The 17488-nt window shown below is 68.3% G+C and carries 15 protein-coding genes; 3 read left to right on the top strand and 12 right to left on the bottom strand.

What is annotated here, in order from left to right:
* Positions 1-11 precede the first annotated feature (11 nt).
* Positions 12-422, bottom strand: a complete 411-nt coding sequence (locus tag BJP62_RS15645) for a YqaA family protein (protein ID WP_070531093.1) — start codon at positions 420-422, stop codon at positions 12-14.
* Complete coding sequence (gene cyaY, locus BJP62_RS15640) at positions 415-729, bottom strand: iron donor protein CyaY (RefSeq protein ID WP_070531090.1); 315 nt, start codon at positions 727-729, stop codon at positions 415-417. Before cyaY ends, BJP62_RS15645 begins: the two co-directional genes overlap by 8 nt.
* Positions 730-785: 56 nt before the next feature.
* On the opposite strand from cyaY, the gene BJP62_RS15635 reads away from it, so the two are divergent.
* A complete protein-coding gene (locus tag BJP62_RS15635) occupies positions 786-995 on the top strand; it encodes a lipoprotein (RefSeq protein ID WP_070531088.1) in 210 nt (69 codons plus the stop codon).
* On the opposite strand, the gene BJP62_RS15630 is transcribed toward BJP62_RS15635, so the two are convergent.
* A complete protein-coding gene (locus BJP62_RS15630) occupies positions 996-1592 on the bottom strand; it encodes a thermonuclease family protein (protein ID WP_236943617.1) in 597 nt (198 codons plus the stop codon).
* The gene (gene hpnC / locus BJP62_RS15625) at positions 1592-2425 is read right to left on the bottom strand and encodes a squalene synthase HpnC (RefSeq protein ID WP_205700913.1); all 834 of its coding nucleotides are present in this window, start codon (positions 2423-2425) and stop codon (positions 1592-1594) included. The genes BJP62_RS15630 and hpnC overlap by 1 nt, the downstream gene beginning before the upstream one ends.
* A gap of 94 nt (positions 2426-2519) precedes the next feature.
* Here hpnC and BJP62_RS15620 point away from each other — a divergent pair, with 94 nt between their 5' ends.
* Positions 2520-2867, top strand: a complete 348-nt coding sequence (locus tag BJP62_RS15620) for a ComEA family DNA-binding protein (protein ID WP_070531086.1) — start codon at positions 2520-2522, stop codon at positions 2865-2867.
* Between the two features lie 61 nt (positions 2868-2928).
* Here BJP62_RS15620 and BJP62_RS15615 read toward each other — a convergent pair whose 3' ends face one another.
* The 8 genes from BJP62_RS15615 to BJP62_RS15580 form a co-directional block, all read right to left on the bottom strand.
* Entirely contained in the window at positions 2929-3561 is a 633-nt protein-coding gene (locus BJP62_RS15615; protein ID WP_070531084.1) for a response regulator transcription factor, read from the bottom strand.
* Positions 3561-5864 carry a PAS domain S-box protein gene (locus tag BJP62_RS15610; RefSeq protein WP_070531082.1) on the bottom strand — a complete coding sequence of 768 codons (2304 nt, stop codon included), beginning with the start codon at positions 5862-5864 and terminating at the stop codon, positions 3561-3563. Before BJP62_RS15610 ends, BJP62_RS15615 begins: the two co-directional genes overlap by 1 nt.
* Positions 5865-5973: 109 nt before the next feature.
* The gene (locus tag BJP62_RS15605) at positions 5974-6654 is read right to left on the bottom strand and encodes a Bax inhibitor-1/YccA family protein (protein WP_070531081.1); all 681 of its coding nucleotides are present in this window, start codon (positions 6652-6654) and stop codon (positions 5974-5976) included.
* A gap of 71 nt (positions 6655-6725) precedes the next feature.
* Positions 6726-7811, bottom strand: a complete 1086-nt coding sequence (locus BJP62_RS15600) for an enoyl-CoA hydratase/isomerase family protein (RefSeq protein WP_070531079.1) — start codon at positions 7809-7811, stop codon at positions 6726-6728.
* A gap of 196 nt (positions 7812-8007) precedes the next feature.
* The gene (locus BJP62_RS15595; protein WP_070531078.1) at positions 8008-8349 is read right to left on the bottom strand and encodes a DUF3088 family protein; all 342 of its coding nucleotides are present in this window, start codon (positions 8347-8349) and stop codon (positions 8008-8010) included.
* A complete protein-coding gene (gene tldD / locus BJP62_RS15590; protein WP_070531076.1) occupies positions 8346-9782 on the bottom strand; it encodes a metalloprotease TldD in 1437 nt (478 codons plus the stop codon). The genes BJP62_RS15595 and tldD overlap by 4 nt, the downstream gene beginning before the upstream one ends.
* A 225-nt stretch (positions 9783-10007) precedes the next feature.
* Positions 10008-10811 (bottom strand): carbon-nitrogen hydrolase family protein, encoded by an 804-nt coding sequence (locus BJP62_RS15585; protein WP_070531074.1) that lies wholly within the window; start codon positions 10809-10811, stop codon positions 10008-10010.
* Positions 10808-14623, bottom strand: coding sequence for a YhdP family protein (locus BJP62_RS15580; protein ID WP_070531072.1), 3816 nt, complete (start codon positions 14621-14623; stop codon positions 10808-10810). Before BJP62_RS15580 ends, BJP62_RS15585 begins: the two co-directional genes overlap by 4 nt.
* Positions 14624-14773: 150 nt before the next feature.
* Between BJP62_RS15580 and glnE the strand changes: the two genes are divergently transcribed.
* The gene (gene glnE / locus BJP62_RS15575) at positions 14774-17455 is read left to right on the top strand and encodes a bifunctional [glutamate--ammonia ligase]-adenylyl-L-tyrosine phosphorylase/[glutamate--ammonia-ligase] adenylyltransferase (RefSeq protein WP_070531070.1); all 2682 of its coding nucleotides are present in this window, start codon (positions 14774-14776) and stop codon (positions 17453-17455) included.
* Positions 17456-17488 lie beyond the last annotated feature (33 nt).

Here is a 17488-nt window from a genome sequence, read left to right as displayed (position 1 = left end):
CGACTCCAGCGTCAGGTGCCCGCGGCGGCGCGGGCGAGGGGAACAAGGGCAAGATAGCGCAGCAGCTTGCCCGCGATCAGCCACGGCAATATCTGCTTCCATGGCCAGCGCAGCCAGCCGGCGGCGGCGCACAGCGCGTCGCCGACCACCGGCACCCAGCTCAGCGCCAGCGACAGCGGCCCCCAGCGCGCCAGCCAGGCGGTGCGCGGCGACAGTTCCTTGCGCGGCAGGCGCCGGCCCATCCAGACCGTCACCACGCCGCCGAGCGTATTGCCCAGCGTCGCGACGGCGACAGCGATTAGCCATTGCTGCGGCGCTTGATACAGATAGGCTGCCAGCGCCAGTTCGGAGTTCCCCGGCAAAAGTGTCGCCGACAGGAAGGCCGAAGCAAACAGGCCCGGCAACCACAAGGCGTCAGCCAAACGAGAACGGCTCGCCGGCGTGCAGCGCGATCGCGGCGGCCAGATCGGCGAAGAACTCGCCGTCGCCGCGGGTATTGGTCCAGCGCTGACCGTCGTGCCGGTAGTGATAGCCGCCGCTCTTCGCGGCGATCCACACTTCCTGGTTGAACACATGCCGGTTGACGATGACCTTGCTGCCGTCCTCGAACTCGAGTTCGAGCACGTTGCCTGTGCGCAATGCATCGACGTCGAAATCGACGTCGTCGAGTGCCGTTTCGATGCGGCTGAAAATGCGGTCGGTTTCGGCGAGGAATTCGGATTCGGTCATGGCAGGTCGCGCAGGCTAAGTCGGTTAAGATAGCGATTTTGCCACCAAAGCACTCCATGCGCGCACTCGCCCCGCTCCTCGTCCTGATGCTCGCCGCCTGCGGCTTCAAGGGCCCGCTCTACCTGCCGCCGCCGGGCTGGAAGCCGCCGGAAACCCGCGCCGAGATGAACAAGCGCAAGGCTGCCGAAGCCAGCGCCGCCGCCGCCGAGAAAGCCGCTGCCTCCGCACCGGCCGCCGAAGCGGCTAGCGCGCCGGCTGCGCAGTAATCACTCGGCCGTACGCTTGTTGCGGCGGAAATCCCACGGCGGCTCGGCACCGGGCTGCTGCCACAGGCCGAGGCGGCCGTCGCGTGCCGCCTGCTGCGCCGCCGTGTAGGCGTCGAAATCGCCACGCGGCTGCTTGTCCGCGTAGCGCGTGTAATGCCAGGCCAGCCCGGCCTTCACCTGCGCGTGGTTGATGTCCTCGCCGTCGAGCCGCACCAGCGCGACACCGCGCCGGTAGCGGTCGACATCGACCACCTCGGCGTCCACCGTCCTGCGGTAGACCCGGTCCGACAGGTGCTGCTTGGCCGCGTTGCCGTACGGCTGGGCCTTTTCGGGCGCATCGATGAAGGCCAGCCGCAAGCGGTACTCGCGCCGGTCGGCGTCGAGCAGCGTGATCGTATCGCCGTCGGCGATACCGACGACGGTCCCTTGCAGCGACTGCCCCGCCGCCAGCACGCCCGGGGCCGCCCTGCCCTCGTTCCACCATGCCCACGCCGCGATCGCCAGCACCAGCAGCGCACCGATTCGCGCCGGCCACGAGCGCGCGGTGAACAGCGTCGTCAGCGCGCGGACTTCCTTCTGCCCCATCCGTCTCGCCATTATTTCTTCCGCCACGCGCGCCAGAGGATGCGCGGCCAGTCGCCCTTGCCGAGCACCGGCCGCCGGCGGAACACGTCGTAGCCGCAGGCATCGAGCTTGTCGAGCACCGTCGCGGCACCGAGCACCGTCAGGCGCAGCTCGAAACCGACGCGGCCCGGCAGCGCATTCGCCAGCGGCGCACCGGCCTTGAGCATCCGGCGCGTCCGGTCGACCTGGAAGCGCATCAGCCGCTGCCACGCCACGTCGACGCGGCCCTCGGCGATCTGCGCCTCGGTCACGCCGAAGCGCGCCAGTTCGTCCTGCGGCAGGTAGACGCGATCCTTGGCCCAGTCGATCGCGACGTCCTGCCAGAAATTGACCAGTTGCAAGGCAGTGCAGATGCCGTCGGACATCGCCAGGTGGCGCGGATTCACGGCGCCGAAAATGTGCAGCAGGATGCGCCCAACCGGATTGGCCGAACGCCGGCAGTACTGGACCAGCTCGCCGAAGTCGGCGTAACGGCTTTGGGTGACGTCTTGGCGGAACGCCGACAGCAGGTCTTCGCACAGTGACACCGGCACGCCGTAGTCGCGGACGACCGTCGCCAGCGCCCGGTAGCGCGCGGTTTCGGCATCCTCGCCAGCCTCGATCCGCGCGAGCTCGGCGCTGCACTCGCCCAGCGCGGCCAGGCGTTCGGCCGGCGTGGCGTCGCCCTCGTCGGCCAGGTCGTCGGCATGACGGGCGAAGTGGTAGACGGCGGCCACCGGCTTGCGGAAGCGCCGTGGCAGCAGGATCGAGGCAACCGGAAAATTCTCGTAATGTTCGACCGATTGCTGCGGGGTTACGCTCATCATGAATACTGAATCCAGACTGACAAATGCCGTGATTTTGACGTGCTATAGTCAGCGAGTGGGTTTGACCCACCTGACCAATTCAAGGGAGATAGCAATGAAAAAATGGTTCGCCGCTTTCGTCGGCATGTTCCTGCTCTGCGCCTCGGTTTTCGCGGCCGTCGATCTTAACACCGCCAACCAGCAGCAACTCGAAGGCCTGACCGGCATCGGCCCGAGCAAGGCCCAGGCCATCATCGACTACCGCAACAAGAACGGCGCGTTCAAGGCGCCCGAAGACATCATGAAGGTCCCGGGCATCAAGGAAGGCACGTACAACAAGATCAAGGGCGAGATCAGCGTCGGCGGCAAGGTCGCGGCGCCGACAGCGGCCAAGGCAAGCAAGGCCAGCGCACCGGCCGCCAAGGACAGCAAGGCCAAGGCCAGCGCGCCGGCGAAGAAGTAAGCCCGGTTCCTGCCAGCAGAAACGGCGCCCAGGGGCGCCGTTTTTCATCGGTGGAGGCGATTCAGCTCTCGCCGCCGGCCTCGCCGGCGATCTCGGCGATCGGTACCGCCTTGAGCTGTGCGGCGAGCTCGACCGCCGACCTGACCCGCAGCTTGGCATAGATGCGGGCGCGATGGACCTCGACGGTCTTGATGCTGATGTTGAGCGCGTCGGCGATCTGCTTGTTGAGCTTGCCGGCCAGCAGCTCGCGCAATACCTCGCGCTCGCGCGGCGTCAGGCTCGCCAGCCGCTCCGACAGCGTCTGCCGCGTTTCCCAGTTGCTGCGCGCGGTCGTGTCGTTCTGCAGGTATTCCTCGACCTTGGCGAGCAGCACCTTGTGGTCGTACGGTTTCTCGAGAAAGTCGCTGGCACCGCCCTTGACCGCCGAAACCGCCATCGGCACGTCGCCGTGGCCGGTGAGGAAGATCACCGGCGGCAGATAGGGTGCCCCCTGCAGCTCGGCAAACAGCTCGAGCCCGGTCATGCCGGTCATCCGGACGTCGATGACCAGGCAGGCGTAGTCGGCCACCTGCGCTTCGGCAAGGAAGTGCTCGGCCGACTCGAAGCCCGCGCAGGGCCACTCGCGGGTTTCAAACAGCAGTGACAGCGCATCGCGCACGGCGATGTCGTCGTCGATGATGGCAATCGGCCGCATCAGGCTTTCTCCTCGTTGATTTCTGTCTTGGTCTCGGTCAGCGGCAGCCTGCATACGAAGCGGCAGCCGCCTTCCGGCGGGTTTTCTACCCGCAGATGCCCGCGGTGCTGTTCCATCACCGAACGGCAAATATTGAGCCCCATGCCCATGCCGTCGGGCTTGGTACTGAAAAACGGCTGGAACAGGCTGCCCGGATTGCTGAACCCGCTGCCCTGATCGGTAATGCTGACCTCGAGGCCGCCGTCGAACTCGCGCGCCTTCACATTCAGCATACGCGGCGCCGGCGGCAGTGCGGCCATTGCCTCGATGCCGTTCTTCATCAGGTTGAACAATACCTGCTCGAGCATCACGCCGTCGCCGCGGAAACCGGGCAGGCCGTCGGGGACATCGACGCCGATCTGCACCTGCGCCTTGCGCGCCAGCGGCGCGAGCAGCTCCATCGGCACCTTGAGCAGTGCGTCGATCCGGCATTCCTCTTCGCGCGGCGCCCGCTTGGCGACGAAGTTGCGGATGCCGCGGATGATCTGCCCCGCCCGGGCGGCCTGGTCGCCGATCTTGCCGAGCGTCTCGCGCGCTCTCGAGAGTGCCGGCGGCTCGATCTGCAGCAGGCTGTCGCCGGCGGCGGCATAACCGGCAATGGCCGCCAGCGGCTGGTTGAGTTCGTGCGCCAGACTCGACGCCATTTCGCCCATGCTGACGAGCCGCGCCGTGTGCTGCAGCCGCTCGTCGCGCAGGCGCGCCTCCTCGGCCGCGTGGCGGCGTTCGGTGATGTCGGAAGCGATCTCGAGCCAGACCAGCCGGCCGTCGACCCAGTCGATCGCCCGGCGCTGCAGGGCGAACCAGCGGCCGCTTGCGGCATCGAGGTACTCCTCGACCGTGGCCTCGCGCGGCGGCCATGCGCCGAGCGGCACCAGGCAGCACTCGGCATCGGCGTGCAGCGGGAAGCGGCGGGTATGGTCGCGGTTCCGGTACAACAGTGCGCCGGTCCGTGCATCGGTCACCGATACCGACGCATCGAGCCCCTCGAGCACCGTGCGGAGCTGCATTCGCGACGTCGCCAGCGCTTCGCGCTCGCGGCGGATTTCGGTCGTGTCGTACAGCGACGCCATCCAGCCGCGATGTTCGCCGCGCCCGTCGACGAGCCTTGATGCGTACAGGCGCACGTCGAAGCGCTCGCCGTCGCGACGCATGAAGCGCAGTTGCACGCCGCCGGTCGGCGCATTGCCCATCCGGATCGCCTGAAAGGCGCTGGCACAATGCGACAGCCGCTCGGGCGGCCAGAACGGCAATGGCGGCATCAGCCCGACGAGTTCGTCGGCCCGCCAGCCGACGAGCTGGCAGAAACCCGGATTCACGTAGATCAGTTCGCCGTCACGCCCGATCGCCAGCAGGCCGGTCGTCAGCGAATCCTCCATCGCCGCGCGAAAGCCGATCTCGTCGCGCAGCGCCTCCTCGGCACGCTGGCGTTCGGCCATGCGCTGCTTCATCTGCGTCAGCGCCCAGACCAGCATCGCCAGCAGCAACAGCACACTGGCGATCAGCAAGGCGATCTGCCGGCTGGCCGGACTCGATTCGCCGCGGATGCTCGCCCGCAGTTTCAGGCCGTTGCCGGGCGGGTCGAACGCGACTTCCTTGCTCAGCCGGTCCGGCGCCGCGACATAGTCGGCCGGCAGCAGCGCCTGCCCGGACCGGTCGATCAGCGCCAGGTCGTAGCGCTGGACCATCCACCACGGCACCTGCAACTGCATCAGCTGTGGCAGCGCGTAGCTCGCCAGCACCGCGCCCTCGTAGACGGTGCTGCGGAAGTACGGCACGACCAGCACGACCTGCGGGGTGCTGCGGTAGATCACCGACGAATACGTCGGGCGCCCGAGCGACGCCGCGCCATCGAGCGCGTCGATCAGGTCGGGGTCGTTGAGCGGCGTCAGGCTGTTGGGACGGGCGCTGTATACCGGCAGGCCGCCGAGCCGCTTGCCCTCGCGGCTGATGTACTCGATCGCGACGATTTCCGGATTGGCCTTCATCAGCGCGTCGGCACGCGCGGCGAAATCGGCCGGGCGGATCGCGCCGGCGGCAAGGCTGTACGCGAGGTTCTCGATGACGTTCTGGTTGGTCTGCAGGTGCAGCCGGATCGCCTGCTCCTGCCACAGCAGATCCTGGGCCAGCGTGCTGGCGCGGCTGTGGCGGACCTGCCGCGCATCGTACGCCGCGTAGCCGAGCAGCACGACCAGCGTCAGGCCGATCGCCAGATAGGCAAGAAGCCACGGCCACTGGCCGCGGTAGCGTTGGAAAAGGATGGACATCACGCCCAAGCATAGCGTGCCGGCCGCGCCGCCCCCATAGGGCCAAACCCACAGCGCATATAAAAACAACGGCGCCCTGGGGCGCCGTTGCATCGGACGTGAAGCCGGATCAGTTGCGGTTGTTGCCCGAGAACGCCATCAGGATGTTCAGCAGGCTGATGAACAGGTTGTAGATGTTCAGGTAGAGCTGCAGCGTGGCGGTCACGTAGTTGGTTTCGCCGCCGTTCACGATACGGCTGGTGTCGACGAGGATGAACGCCGAGAAGATCAGCACCGCCACCGCCGAAATCGCCAGCGACAACGCCGGGATCTGGAAGAACAGGTTGCCGAGCGAGGCCAGGATCAGCATGACGACGCCGATCATCAGGAACTTGCCCATGAAGCTGAAATCCTTCTTCGTCACCGTCGCGATCGCCGACAGCGTGAAGAAGATCGCAGCGGTGCCGACTGCGGCGGTGCCGATCATCTGCGCGCCGTTGGAGAAGCGCAGCGCGACCTGGAGGATCTGCGACAGCCACAGGCCCATGAAACCGGTGTACGCCAGCAGCAGCACCACGCCCATACCGCTGTTCTTGGTTTTTTCGATCGCGAAGAACGCACCGAAGCTGACGCCAAGGAACAGGATCACGCCCATCATCGGCGACATCGCGAACTGCATCGAAATGCCCAGCAGCGCGCCGGCGGCGGTCGGCAGCATCGACAGCGCCAACAGGAAATAGGTATTGCGCAGGACTCGGTTACGCTCAACGGCGAGCGATTCGCCGCCGTAACGGGCGGTGTTGAGTTGCATTGTGGTCTCTCCGGAGATGGTCATGTGCGGGCACTCCCGCAACGATAAGATGGACGCCGCAGCAAAAAGTTTCAAGTGCTGCGCGCGGCATTGTACGCCGGCTGGCAGGGCAGCGGCTGCGCCAGTGCATCCGCCAGCGCCGCCGGCTGCCAGCGCGGTGCGCCGTCGCGGTCGACGAGCTTGGCGCGCACGCCTTCGCGAAAGTCGCCATGACGCAGGCAAAAGTGTGCGGTTTCGGTTTCCAGTGCCAGCAGCGCGTCGTCGTCGATCTCGCGTGCGCGTTCGGCCAGTCGCCAGATCAGCGCGGCCGACGTCGGCGAACCGGCCGCGTACTGCGCACAGCCGCGCGCCAGCCAGCCCTCGTCCCCGGCATTGCGGTGCAGTCGTGCATCGATATCGTCGAGCCGGTCGCCGCCGACCAGGCCTTCGACATGGTGGCGTTCGTGCGACCAGTGTGGCGCCGGCACCGGCGTCGGATGGCGGCGAGCGAATCCGGCGAGCCAGTCGTCCAGCATGTCGTCGTCGTGGCGACGCTCGCCCAGCCAGTGCAGCGCCGCCAGCGCCTTGTCGAGCTCTGCGCGTGCGCCGGCGTCGGCAAGGCCGTGCGCCGCACCGCTGGCCAGCGCATCGGCGGCGTTGATCCGGCTGCCGGTCAGCGCAAGGAAGCGTCCGAGTCCGTCGGGCAGCGCATGCAGCCAGCGGCTGGCACCGACGTCCGGGAACAGGCCGATCGAGACCTCGGGCATCGCCAGTTGCGCGTCGGCCGTCAACAGCCGGTGGCTCGCCGACGAGTACAGCCCCCAGCCGCCGCCCATGATCGCGCCGAATCCCCAGGCGATCACCGGCTTCGGGAAATGGCGGATACGGTGGCACAGCAGGTATTCGTGCGTGAAGAAGCGGTCGCCGCGGTCGAGATGGCCGGGCGTGACCATCGCGTCGTACAGCGCGCGGATGTCGCCGCCGGCGCAGAAGGCACGCTGGCCGGACGCCGAGACCAGCACGGCGACGACCTCGGGATCGGCCTGCCATGCGTCGAGCTGCGCAAGCATCGCGTCGACCATCGCCAGCGTCTGCGCGTTGAGCCGGGCCGGCGCGTCGAGCGTCAGCGTGCCGACCAGCGCGCCGTTGCCGGCGCGGATACTGCCAAAGCGGACCATGCCTCTATCCCTGGAAACGACAACGGCAGCTTACGCTGCCGTCATGCCCTGCCGTATCGGGAAAGTCCGCAACCCGCCATTTGAAGCCGCTGGCAAAACCCGGCACAGCGGTGCTGGCAAGGCGTACAAAGCGCCGACAGTACAAGTGGTACGGCAAGCAAGTACAACGCAGCCAGCAGGGTTTTGTCAGCGGCGCTCAGGACGGCGTGCCGACGCCGTGCTTGCGACCCAGATAGCGCAGGATCGCCTTCGGTTCGTCGATGAAGCGCCGGCCGTTGGCACTCAGGACCGGCAGATCGGCGTCAAACGTGCTGTCGGCGCCGAGCACCAACACCGGGCAGCCCTGATGCGCTTCACCCAGCAGCGGCACCAGTTCGGGCCGCGGCCGGCTGAAGCCGATGCGCTTGATCGCGAAAAGCCCGGCGAGCTGCGGGTAGTAGGCGAGGAAGCCTTCGACGGTCGCGCAGTCGGCGCAGAAGTGCGGCCCATGGCCGTCGACGTCGTAACCCGGGGTCAGCAGGTAGAGCGTGTCCGTCACGCGGTGCCGCCGACGGTCAGGCCGCCGTCGACACGCAGCGTCGGCTGGCCGACACCGACCGGCACGCTCTGGCCTTCCTTGCCGCAGGTGCCGACGCCCGGGTCGAGCGCCATGTCGTTGCCGATCATCGACACGCGGGTGAGCACGTCCGGGCCGTTGCCGATCAGGGTCGCGCCCTTGACCGGATACAGCAGCTTGCCGTCCTCGACGTACCACGCTTCGGCGGCCGAAAACACGAACTTGCCGCTGGTGATGTCGACCTGACCGCCGCCGAAATTGGCCGCGTACAGCCCGCGCTTGACCGACGCAAGAATCTCGCCCGGGTCCTTGTCGCCGCCGAGCATGATGGTGTTGGTCATCCGCGGCATCGGCAGGTGGGCATAGCTTTCGCGCCGGCCGTTGCCGGTCAGCGGCATGCCCATCAGCCGTGCGTTCAGGCTGTCCTGCATATAGCCCTTGAGGATGCCGTCCTCGATCAGCACGGTGCGATTGGTCGGATTGCCTTCGTCGTCGACGTTGAGCGAGCCGCGGCGATCGGGAATCGTGCCGTCGTCGATCACGGTGATGCCGGCGCTGGCGACGCGCTGGCCGATCTTGCCCGAAAACGCGCTCGAGCCCTTGCGGTTGAAGTCGCCTTCGAGGCCGTGGCCGATCGCCTCGTGCAGCAGGATGCCGGGCCAGCCGTTGCCAAGCACCACGGTCATCTCGCCGGCCGGCGCCGGCCGGGCGTCGAGGTTCAGCAAGGCCTGGTCGACGGCCTTCTTCGCGTAGTCGGCAAGCACATCGTCACTGAAATACGCATAGTCGAAACGGCCGCCGCCGCCGGCGCCGCCCTGCTCGCGCCGGCCGTCCTGCTCGACGATGACCTGCAGGCTCAGCCGCACCAGCGGGCGCACGTCGGCGGCGCGATGGCCGTCGTGGCGCGCGACGAAAATCACTTCGTACTCGGATGCGAGGCTCGCCATCACCTGGACGACGCGCGGGTCGAGCGCTCGCGCGATCCGTTCAAGCTGCTCGAGCAGGGCGACCTTGGCCGCTTCGTTCAGGCTGGCAAGCGGGTCGACCGGCCGGTACAGCGCGTGTCCGGGCACCGGCAGGTGGCGGACCGCGACGCCGTTGCCGCCCTGACGGCCGATCGCGCGCGTCGCGCCGGCGGCGTCGAGCAAGGGCTGCAGGCCGATGTCGTCCGAATAGGCGAAGGCGGTCTTCTCGCCCGAGATCGCCCGCACGCCGACGCCCTGGTCGATGTGGAAACTGCCGGACTTGACGATGCCCTCGTCCAGGCTCCATGCCTCGGCGCGACTGTACTGGAAGTAGAGGTCGGCATAATCGAGGTCGTGGTGCATCAGCGCACCGAACACCTGGTCGAGCCGCTTGTCGTCGAGGCCGAACGGCGTGAGCAGCATGCTGTGGGCGGTCTGGAGCGCGGTCATGGGCTTCACCTGCGAAAAAGGGCTCAAGCATCCGTCAAGCGCCGTTGCAAAGCAAGGCGACGATGCCACTTGCCGTTTGGCCTTCGGACGGCGCCGGGGTTCCCGCCGCCGGCAGCATGGCACGGCCGATGCCGCAGTTTTCCGCCGTGCGCAGCTCAACGATCGCGTGAACCGGAGACTCGCCGCAGCCGCAAGCACGGCAGCACAGCCGGCGGACGGCCCGTGCTACAGCCGGCGGTGGGTCAGCGCCGGCAAGACCTTGCGCACGCGCTCGAGCTGGCTGGCCTTGAGTTCGGCACTGGCCAGGCCGGCGCCGGTCTCGCGGCACGCGAGCACCTGGCCCCACGGATCGACGATCAGGCTGTGCCCCCAGGTCTCGCGCCCGGTCGAGTGGACGCCGCCCTGGCCGGCGGCGACGATGAAGCACTGGTTCTCGATCGCCCGCGCCCGCAGCAGCGTTTCCCAGTGCGCACGGCCGGTCGTTGCGGTGAACGCCGCCGGCAGCACCCAGATGTCGACCTCGCCGACGGTACGGAACAGCTCGGGAAAGCGCAGGTCGTAGCAGACGGCAACACCGAGCCGGCCGAACGGCGTGTCGATCACCAGCGGCGTGTCGCCGGCCTCGATCGTGTCGGCCTCGGCGTAATGCTCGCTGCCGTTGTCGAAGCCGAACAGGTGGATCTTGTCGTAGCGGCCGACGCAGATGCCGGCCGGGTCGAATACCAGGCTGGCATTGCGGATGCGTCTGGCGCCCGGCGCCGCCAGCGGCACCGTGCCGCCGACGAGCCAGATGCCGTGGCGTTCGGCCTGGTCGGCGAGGAAGTCCTGGATCAGCCCGTTGCCGAACGCTTCGACGATGGCGAGCTTGTCGGTATCGCGCTGCCCCATGATCGCGAAGTACTCGGGCAGCACCGCCAGCGTGGCGCCGTCGCCCGCCGCCCGTTCGATCAGTCCGGCGGCGGTCCTGAGGTTGTCGGCGACATCCGGGGTCGAAACCATCTGGATCGCCGCTGCGGTCGTGGTGTTCATCGTCGCATCCCCTGTTCGACATTGTGCAAACGATCAACGGGGCTTTGCTGCGCCCGCTGGATCTGCGGGTCGCTCATCGTGCCGCTGATATCGTATTCATAGGCAACCAGTTGACCGAGTGGGTCTTTGAGTGCGCGTTGTAGCAAAAATGCCGCAACGCCGATGACCGGATTGATGATGCCGGTTGCGATCGCGACGGTGTCGCCGATCACCGGCACGATCCGCACCCGCAGATTCTGCGTGCCGGCGACGAAGTTCGCGTTGCCGCGGAACAGCACCTGCGCGGCCGGGCCGGCGATCACCAGGTCGTCGGTCCGGGCGATGCCCTTGTCGATCTGCGCCTTGCCGGTGATCGCGTCGAATTCGAAGCCGCTCGAGAACACGTCGCGGAAATCGAGCTGCACCCGGCGCGACAGCGCCTGCAGGCTCAGCACCGACAGAAAGCGCGCGACGCCCGGGTCGATCTTGGCGAACTGGCCGGCGCCGACGTCGAGCGACATCGTCCCGCGCATCGTATTGAGGTCCGGCGGAAACAGCGGCCCGTTCCAGCCGAGCTCGCCGCTGAACTTCGCCGGCGCGCGCTTGACCGTGTCCGGATACCCAAGCCGGCCGAGCAGGTTGCCGGCGCTCGGCGTGCTCGCCTCGATCCGGCCGCTGACGTGCTCGCCCTGGCGCCAGCCGCCGGTCATCGTCAGGTTCAGGTCCGGATTGACGAGTTCGACCTTGTCGAGCCGCCATTCATCGCCCTGCTGGGTCGCCGCGACGCTCATCCGGCCCAGTTGCAGCGACTTGTAGCGCAGATCGGCGACGGCGATATCGAGCGACGGCAAGGGGCGCGCACCGGTCGCGGCCGGCGTCGGGGCTGCGGGGACGGCGCCGGCCGCATCGGCCTGCTTCAGGGGCAGGGCCATCCGGGCCATCCGGGCGCTGAGCTTGCCGCTGCCGCGGTCATCCCAGGCGAGCTTGCCGGCAAGTTCGCGCGCATCGACCTCGCCCTGCCAGTTGCGGCCATCGCCGGCAAACCGGAGCTTGACCGCGTTGAGCTGGCGCCCCCAGCCCGAGACACTGCCGAAGGCCAGGTCGCCGGACAGCGTCAGCGGATCGGCGCCGCCGGCATTCGACGGCACCGCTCTGGCCCACGCCTGCGCGTCGATCGCCGGCCAGCCGCCGCCGACAACGAAGCCCGGCCGCTGCGGCGCCGGTGCGGTGGCGCTGCCGAGCATCAACTGGCCGCTGGCCGGCCCCTTGTCGGGCAGGCGCAGCGCCGCCGCCAGCAGATTGCCGTAGCCGAAGTCGATGCGGCTGCCTGTCTTGTCGCCGGCCAGTTGCAGCCGCAGCGGCCGCGTTTCGCCGAGCCGCTTGCCGAGCGGTGCCGGCAGGTCGAGCGCGGCCTGCGCAAGTGGCGATTGCAATGTCAACGCATAGCCGGCGTCGCTCAGTTCGAGCTGGCCGCTGTACGCCGCCGCGCCCTTGATGTGCGGCGCCAGCGCGAACGGGTAGCGGCGCATCACCTCGGCGAGCTGGACCTGGCCGGCCAGTTGCAGCCTCAGTTTGCCGTCGCTGCCGGTCGTGCCGGACATCGTCGCGCCGCCGCCGAGCACCTGGGCGCTGGCGTCGCGCAGCGCGAAGCGGTGCTCGGTAAAGCCGAGCTCGCCCGAAGCGCGCGCCAGCGTCGGCACGCCGCCGCCGAAATCGAGCCGGTTCTCGCGAAAGCGGTAGCGGCCGTCGACCTTGGTCGCGTCGGGGTTGTCGAGCGGCACGCCGAGCTTGAGCGCCAGCCGTCCGTCGCCGTCGGCCTTGAGTCCGTCGACGTAGGCGCCGGTCTGCGCGTGCAGCGGGCTTTGCCGCAGGAAGTCGACAAAGGCCGTCGTCGTGCCTTCGGCGGCGCCGTCGATCTCGAGCAGCGGCGAATGCGCCAGGTCGGCGATCGCCACGTGTACCGGCGCCAGCGTCGCCCCCATGATCCGGGCGCCGCGGTCGGCGCGGATATCCATCCGGTTGCCGTGGAAATCGAGCACGCCGTCGATACCGGTGATCGGCGGCCAGCCGTCGGCAAAATCGAGCGTCACGCCGCGCGCGAGCGCGGTGATCTGGAAGCGCCCGCCCTTGTCGTCCGGATATGGGAACCCGGCCAGCGGCCCGCGCACGGTGACCTTGCCGTCGAGCCCCTCGCCGGCTTTCAGCGCCCGCTTGAGCCAGACCAGCGTCTCGGCGCCGGCCTCGCGCGGCAGGTAGGCATAGGCTCGTGACGCGGTCAGCCGGCCGATGCGCCCGCTCAGGTCGAGCTCGTCGTCGTCGCCGTAGCGGTAAGCCCCCTTGAGGTCGAATTCGACATCGCGGTTCGCCAGCGTCAGCTTCGACGCCTTGAAACGCCAGTCGCTGCCCTGCCGTGTCCAGTCGACGTTGATCGCGGCCTTGTCGAAGATCAGCGGTTCGACAAGCTGGTCCCACTCGACGCCGAGCTTGTTGCTGGTCAGCTGCAGTGCGCCGCGGCCCTGATCGAACTGCAGCCAGACGTCGGCACCCGAGATACCCGGCACGTCGCCCAGGCCGGCCAGCTTGGCGCCGGACAGCGCCATCCGGCCCGCGTACTCGGTCGGTGCGCCGCCGCTGCCGGTCCAGCTCAGCTCGCCGTCCTTGAGCAGGCCGCCCAGTTGCAGCGTGCCCAGCCGCTCGGCCCACGACGACGGCAACGCCGGCAGATAGGCGGCCAGCGTATCGAGCCGCCAGCCGCGTGCGCTGATCCGGTGCTCCTGCCCCGTTTCGCGGTAGCCGAGCGTGCAGTTGCTGCACAGCAGGCCGTCCTGCCGCTCGGCACGGGCGATGGTGAAGTCGACGCGGCGCAGCCGGGCGTTGTGTTCGAATGCGACCTTGCCGTCGAACATCGCCAGCGTGACCGGCTTGCCGTCGATCTGCGTCGCCCAGTCCCGGCCGTTCAGGTCCAGTTGTGCGGCGCCGACCCGGCCCTTGGCAAAATCGAACGACAGCCGCCCGCCGGCGTGGCCGGCGAGCATGGTCAACGGCCGCTGTGCCGGCGGAATCTGCGCCCAGACCTGCGCCAGGTCCGCGCGCTCGAGCACGATATCGAACGAACCGCGCCAGTCGGCGAACTCGGCCAGCCTGTCACCGCTGAACCGGCTTTCCAGCGTCAGCGGTGCGGCCATCGCCGCAGGCGGCGTCAGCGACAGTTTGACGCGATGCCGACCCAGCCAGTTCGTCAATGTGAACGCGACATTGGAAAAGTGCTGCGGCCCGGCCTCGGTCAGCGCATCGTCCCAGACCAGCTCACCGCCTAGCACGCTGACCTCGCCCTGCTCGAGCAACCAGTCGACGAAACGGTTGCCGCCGCCGTCGTGGCGGGTGTGCAGCGCCAGCGCGCCCAGATGCAGCCGGCCGGCGGCATCGCGCGACAGGGCGACCTGCGGTGCCTGCAGCCGCAGGCTCTTGAAATGGAGTTGGCCGACGAACAGCGACCACCAGGTCAGGTCGACGTCGAGCCGGTCGAGCTTGAGCGCGGCCGCACCCGACGCATCGAGCACGCTGACGCCGTCCATCGTCAGCCGCGGCCGCCCGCCGCGCCAGCCGCCCTCGATGTGCTTGAGTTGCAGGGGCATGCCGCTGGCCGACGACAGCATGGCGACGATCTGTGGCCGGAATTCATCGAGTCGCGGCACCAGGTAGAACTGCCAGACCGCCGCGACCAGCAGCAGCAGCGCGCCGATCACCGCCGCCAGCCACAGCAGCAGCCGGCCGTGCCACTGGGCCAGCCGGTACAACAGGTGCGCGGCGCGGCGCGGCAGCGACGCGCTCATCGCGCCGGGCCAGAACAGGAGGTGGACCGGCAGCGCAAAGCGGGCGAAAGGCGACGAAAATCAACAAACATGGGAGTGCCGGAAAGCCCGGGGCGGGCCGATTGTGCTAGCGTAAACGGTCGTCGATTCTACCGCGAACAGACCCGCCCCATGAGCAGTGAAACTGTGACTCCGACCACACTGGCCCCCGCACTGGCGCACAGCCGCTATCTGCAACGGCTGTTCACCCGCCACCCCGAGCTGGCCGCCGAAACCGCCGCCCACCTGTACCAGCCGTTCACGCGCGCCGAGATGTCGCTGCGGCTGCTCGGCGACGTCGGCGACGACGCTGCGTTCAAGCGCCGGCTGCGCCGCTTGCGGCAGGCGGTGATGGCAAGGCTGATCTCCCGCGAGCTCGAAGGCCTCGCCGATCTCGACGAAGCGGTCCACACGGTCTCGGACCTCGCCGAGCTCGCGGTCCAGCATGCGCTGGCCTTCGTCACGCGCAACGAGACCCGCCCGGGGCAGCCGATCGGCGAGGACAGCGGCGAGGTGCAGGAACTGATCGTCGTCGGCATGGGCAAGCTCGGCGGGCGCGAGCTCAACGTCTCGAGCGATATCGACCTGATCTTCGTCTATCCCGAGGACGGCAATACCGACGGCGACGTCAGCCTGACCAACCACGAGTACTTTGCCCGCATCGGCAAGAAGCTGATCCAACTGATCGACGAGGCGACCGAGGACGGCCTCGTTTTCCGCGTCGACATGCGGCTGCGGCCTTTCGGCGATTCCGGGCCGCTGGTGTGCTCGTTTGCCGCGCTCGAGAACTACCTGATCACCCAGGGCCGCGAGTGGGAACGCTATGCATGGATCAAGGGCCGCGCGCTGACCGGCGACGGCGAGGCACTGATGCAGCTGATCCGCCCCTTCGTCTACCGCAAATACCTCGACTACGGCGCCTACCAGTCGATGCGCGAGCTGCACAGCCAGATCCGCCGCGAGGTGCAGCGGCGCGACCGGATCGACAACATCAAGCTCGGCCCGGGCGGGATTCGCGAGATCGAGTTCATCGGCCAGGTCTTCCAGCTGATCCGCGGCGGCCGCAACAAGGCGCTGACGCAGCGCGAAACCCGCGGCACGCTCGCCGAACTCGGCCACCAGGGGCTGCTCGCACCGGAAACCGTCGCCGAGCTGCAAGCGGCCTACGCCTTCCTGCGCAATGTCGAACACCGGCTGATGTACATCGACGATGCCCAGACGCAGACGCTGCCAGCGAACGACGACGACCGTGCCCGAATCGCCACCAGCATGGGCTATGCCGACTGGCCGGCGTTCTGCACGGCGCTGGCCAGCCACCGCGAACGCGTCACGCTGCAGTTCGAGCAGATCTTCGGCCTGCCGCAGGAAGCGACCGGCGGCGCCGACGACGGCGCGTGGCAGCAGGCACGCGACGGCGAACAGGCGCCCGATGCACTCGCCGCCAAGGGCTACCGCGACGCCGTCGAGATGGCACGCAAGCTTGCCGCCTTCGCCGGCGGCAACCGCTACCAGCAGATGCCCGACCGCTGCCGCCAGCGCGTCGACCACATCCTGCCTGCGCTGATCGGCGTCGCTGCCGGCTATCCGAATCCGGACGACACGCTCTCGCGGCTACTGGGGCTGCTCGAAGCAATCGGCCGGCGCGAATCGTATCTGGCGCTGCTCGCCGAACACCCGCAGACGCTGAACCGGCTCGCCGAACTTTACAGCGCCAGCCCCTGGGTCTCGGAATACCTGACCCGCCACCCGATCCTGCTCGACGAGCTGCTCGACGCCCGGCTGCTGTACCAGGCGCCGGACTGGGTGCGGCTGGGCAAGATACTGCGGCAGGAGATCGCCGAGCTCGGCGACGATACCGAGGCGAAGATGGACTGCCTGCGGCATTTCCAGCATACCCAGGTGTTCCGCATCGTCGCGCAGGACCTGTCCGGCTCGCTGCCGCTGGAACACGTATCCGACCACCTGTCGGCGCTCGCCGACCTGATCCTCGCGGTGACGATCGCCGAGGTCTGGCGCGAGCTGCCCAAGCGGCACTGCGACGTTCCGCGCTTCGCCGCCATCGGCTACGGCAAGCTCGGCGGCAAGGAGCTGGGCTACGGCTCGGACCTCGACCTCGTCTACCTGTATGACGACCCGCATCCGGACGCACCGGAAAACTACGCCAGGCTCGCCAAGAAGATCGTCACCTGGCTGACGACACTGACGTCGGCCGGCACGCTCTACGACATCGACCTGCGGCTGCGGCCGAACGGCACGTCCGGCCTGCTGGTATCGAGCGTCGAGGCCTTCGCCGAATACCAGCGAAAATCGGCGTGGGTATGGGAACACCAGGCACTGACCCGGGCGCGCTTCGTCTGCGGTGAAACGACGATCGGCGTTGCGTTCGAAGCGACGAGGAGCGACATCCTGCGCGGCGAGCGCGACCTCGCCCCGCTGCGCGACGAAGTCGTGCGGATGCGGGAGCGGATGCTCGAAACGCATCCGGCCAAGATTGATGACGTCAAGCATTGCCGCGGCGGCATCGTCGACATCGAGTTCATTGTCCAGTACCTGGTCCTCGCCCACGCGCACCGCCACCCGGATCTGACCGGCAACCTCGGCAATATCGCGCTGCTCGGCTTCGCCGCACGCGACGGGCTGATCGACACCGGGCTGGCCGCTCAGGCGCAAACCGCCTACCGCGAGCTCCGGCGACTGCAGCACGCGAGCCGGCTCAACGGCACCGCGCCGAGCGCGGCGACGCTGGCGACGCTCGCCGATGCGCTGGCCGCGGTCCGCGCGCTGTGGACCGGGCTGTTCGCCCCCGCACAATGAACAAACCGGGCCTTGGCCCGGTTGTTGTTCACC

Origin of the sequence: Jeongeupia sp. USM3, from assembly GCF_001808185.1 — a bacterium.
Taxonomy (GTDB): Bacteria; Pseudomonadota; Gammaproteobacteria; order Burkholderiales; family Chitinibacteraceae; genus Jeongeupia.
Note: the sequence above shows the minus strand (reverse complement) of the source record. Positions and strands in the feature narration are given on the sequence as shown.

What these genes read in the sequence shown, in the direction of transcription:
- hpnC (WP_205700913.1), bottom strand. Translation starts at nt 2,425, where the DNA reads ATGATGAGCGTAACCCCGCAGCAATCGGTCGAACATTACGAGAATTTT.
- BJP62_RS15605 (WP_070531081.1), bottom strand. Translation starts at nt 6,654, where the DNA reads ATGCAACTCAACACCGCCCGTTACGGCGGCGAATCGCTCGCCGTTGAG.
- tldD (WP_070531076.1), bottom strand. Translation starts at nt 9,782, where the DNA reads ATGACCGCGCTCCAGACCGCCCACAGCATGCTGCTCACGCCGTTCGGC.
- BJP62_RS15585 (WP_070531074.1), bottom strand. Translation starts at nt 10,811, where the DNA reads ATGAACACCACGACCGCAGCGGCGATCCAGATGGTTTCGACCCCGGAT.
- BJP62_RS15615 (WP_070531084.1), bottom strand. Translation starts at nt 3,561, where the DNA reads ATGCGGCCGATTGCCATCATCGACGACGACATCGCCGTGCGCGATGCG.
- BJP62_RS15610 (WP_070531082.1), bottom strand. Translation starts at nt 5,864, where the DNA reads ATGTCCATCCTTTTCCAACGCTACCGCGGCCAGTGGCCGTGGCTTCTT.
- BJP62_RS15630 (WP_236943617.1), bottom strand. Translation starts at nt 1,592, where the DNA reads ATGGCGAGACGGATGGGGCAGAAGGAAGTCCGCGCGCTGACGACGCTG.
- BJP62_RS15580 (WP_070531072.1), bottom strand. Translation starts at nt 14,623, where the DNA reads ATGAGCGCGTCGCTGCCGCGCCGCGCCGCGCACCTGTTGTACCGGCTG.
- BJP62_RS15620 (WP_070531086.1), top strand. Translation starts at nt 2,520, where the DNA reads ATGAAAAAATGGTTCGCCGCTTTCGTCGGCATGTTCCTGCTCTGCGCC.
- glnE (WP_070531070.1), top strand. Translation starts at nt 14,774, where the DNA reads ATGAGCAGTGAAACTGTGACTCCGACCACACTGGCCCCCGCACTGGCG.
- cyaY (WP_070531090.1), bottom strand. Translation starts at nt 729, where the DNA reads ATGACCGAATCCGAATTCCTCGCCGAAACCGACCGCATTTTCAGCCGC.
- BJP62_RS15600 (WP_070531079.1), bottom strand. Translation starts at nt 7,811, where the DNA reads ATGGTCCGCTTTGGCAGTATCCGCGCCGGCAACGGCGCGCTGGTCGGC.
- BJP62_RS15635 (WP_070531088.1), top strand. Translation starts at nt 786, where the DNA reads ATGCGCGCACTCGCCCCGCTCCTCGTCCTGATGCTCGCCGCCTGCGGC.